The sequence below is a fragment of the Phenylobacterium sp. genome, from assembly GCF_031181185.1.
Lineage (GTDB): Bacteria > Pseudomonadota > Alphaproteobacteria > Caulobacterales > Caulobacteraceae > Phenylobacterium.
Genome location: NZ_JAPSKZ010000293.1, coordinates 1 through 2,622 on the forward strand (window position 1 = coordinate 1; position 2,622 = coordinate 2,622).

Genomic DNA, 2,622 nt, shown 5'->3' on the forward strand with positions numbered 1-2,622 from the left:
CGACGCCCAGGGCGGGGAGCGCCGCGTCGATGGCGGCGAGCTCGGCGAGCCCCTCGTCGCCTTCGGCCGAGCCGCCGACCACCTCGGCCAGCTTCGCGAGCGTTTCGGACCGGCCGCCGACGCCGGCGGCGGTGAAGGCCAGCACCCGCTCGGCCGCGGCGGCGTTCAGGCCCGCGCCCTTGGTGAAGGCGCCGGATTCGTCGAGCCGGCCCTCGCCCAGGAGCAGGCGGACGCCGTCGGGACCGAGGCGATCCAGCTTGTCGACGGCGCGGAGCACGCCGAGCTTCTGGACATCCTCCGTGACGCCGGCCGCGGCCATCAGGCCGTTCAGCAGCTTGCGGTTGTTGATCTTGATGAGGGCCTGTCCGGCCGGCAGGCCCGCAGCCTCCAGCCCCTGGACCGCCATGGCAATGATCTCGGCGTCGGCCTCGGGGCGCGCGGACCCGACGGTGTCGGCGTCGCATTGGACGAATTCGCGGAAGCGCCCCGGCCCCGGCTTCTCATTGCGCCACACGGGGCCGTAGGCGTAGCGGCGGAAGGGCTTGGGCAGGGTCTCCCAGTTCTGAGCGGCGAAGCGCGCGAGCGGCGCCGTCAGATCGTAGCGCAGGGCCATCCACTGCTCGTCGTCGTCCTGGAGCGCGAAGACGCCCTCGTTCGGGCGGTCGGCGTCGGGCAGGAACTTGCCCAGCGCATCGGCGTACTCGAACGCCCCGGTCTCGAGCGGCTCGAACCCCCACTGCTCGTACACGCCCGAAACGGCGGCCAGGATGCGGCGCTCGGCCACCACGTCGCGGGCGCGGCGGTCGACGAAGCCGCGCGGGCTTCGGGCTTCAGGGCGTTGGGGCGTGTCGGACATGCCCGGGCGCTTACCGGCTGCGGCGTCCGCGCTCAAGGAAGGAAGGTCGGTCATCGTCGTCTCTCGGGAAATCTGAGGGACGGACGGCGCTTGTCAGAAGAAAGCCCCGTCCGCGTTGGCGGGGCTTCGGGGGCGGTGCGTCTTAGGCCACGCAGCCGCCGTCCGAACCCACCGGGGTCGGATGGTGGTGATGGCCGTGGTGGTGCGCGGACCGCGTCATGACGGGCGGGGCTATAGCCGAGGCGGCGGCGCGAGTCACGCGCCGCTAGCGCAGCCGCTCGATCAGAGCCGTGGTCGAGGGGTCGTGGGGGTTCTGAGCCGCGCCATCGAGGTCGGCGAGGACGCGGGCGGCGAGGGTCTTGCCGAGTTCGACGCCCCACTGGTCGTAGCTGTTGATGCCCCAGAGCACGCCCTCGACGAAGGTCTTGTGCTCGTAGAGCGCGATCAGCGCGCCCAGCGCCTCGGGCGTCAGGCGCTCCAGCAGCAGGAAGCTGGTCGGGCGGTTGCCTTCGAAGTGGCGCTGCGGGTCGTCCGGCATGGCGCGGCCGATCATCAGGGCTTCGGCCTGGGCGACGGCGTTGGCGAGCAGCTTCCTCTGGGCAGCGGGGTCGCCTTCCGAGCCCTCGCGCACGGCGACGATGTCGACCGGAATGATGTCGGTGCCCTGGTGCAGCAGCTGGAAGAAGGCGTGCTGGCCGTTGGTGCCCGCGTCGCCGAACACCGAGGCTGCGGTCGGACGGGCGACGGGCCGCCCCTCGGCAGTGACCCGCTTGCCGTTGGATTCCATCTCCAGCTGCTGGAGGAAGGCGGCGAACAGCCGGAGGCGCTGGGCGTAGGGGACCACGGCGCGGATCGGCCGGGACAGGCCGTTGCGGTTGAAGAGGTGGGCCAACGCCAGCATCACCGGGGCGTTGCGTTCCAGCGGCGCCTCGCGGAAGTGGGCGTCCATGGCCGCAGCGCCGGCATGCAGGCCGCCGAACGCCTCATAGCCGAGCGCGACGGCGCACGAGAGGCCGACGGCCGACCAGATGGAATAGCGGCCGCCCACCCAGTCCCAGAAGCCGAACACCTGGTCCTGCGGCACGCCGAAGGCCTTGGCCTTGTCCGGCGCGGCCGAGACGGCGACGAGGTGGGCGTCCGAGGCCTCGCCCAGGCTGGCGCGGAGCCAGGCGCGCGCGGCGTCGGCGTTGGCGAGGGTCTCCAGCGTGGTGAAGGTCTTGGAGACGGTGACCACGAGGGTCTCGGCCGGGTCGAGCCCGACGAGCGCCTGGGCCAGTTCGTTGGGATCGACGTTGGCGGCGAAGCGCAGCTCGATCTGTGGATCAAGCGGCTTCAACGCCTCCCAGATCAGGCGGGGGCCGAGGTCGGAGCCGCCGATACCGATGTGGACGATGGCGCGGAAGGGCTTGCCGGTCGCGCCGACCTTCCGCCCCGAGCGCACGGCTTCGGCGAAGTCGCGCATGGCGGCGCGGGTCGCCTCCACCTCGCGCGAGACCGGGACGCCGTCAGCCTTGAAGTCCGCCCCGTCGGGCGCGCGAAGCGCCATGTGCAGGGCCGGCCGATTCTCCGACGCGTTGACGACCTCGCCCCCGAAAAGGCGGTCGCGCGCCGCCTCGATTCCGGCGGCGCGGGCGAGATCCAGGGCGGCGGCGACGCCGGCCGCGTCCCAAGGCTGTTTCGACAGGTCGAGGAAGAGGCCCGCCGCCTGAAGCGTCAGCCGCGACAGCCGATCCGGCTCGGCGTCGAACAGGCTGGCGATCGGGCGC

At 72.4% G+C, this 2,622-nt stretch carries 2 protein-coding genes; both read right to left on the bottom strand.

Features of this window, described 5'->3' with window-relative positions:
• Window positions 1–856, bottom strand: an 856-nt coding sequence (locus tag RIF93_RS20035) for an ATP phosphoribosyltransferase regulatory subunit (protein WP_375163909.1), incomplete at its 3' end; no start/stop codon positions are given.
• Window positions 857–1,121: 265 nt separating this feature from the next.
• The gene (gene pgi, locus RIF93_RS20040) at window positions 1,122–2,615 is read right to left on the bottom strand and encodes a glucose-6-phosphate isomerase (RefSeq protein ID WP_309093206.1); all 1,494 of its coding nucleotides are present in this window, start codon (window positions 2,613–2,615) and stop codon (window positions 1,122–1,124) included.
• Between the last annotated feature and the right edge of the window lie 7 nt (window positions 2,616–2,622).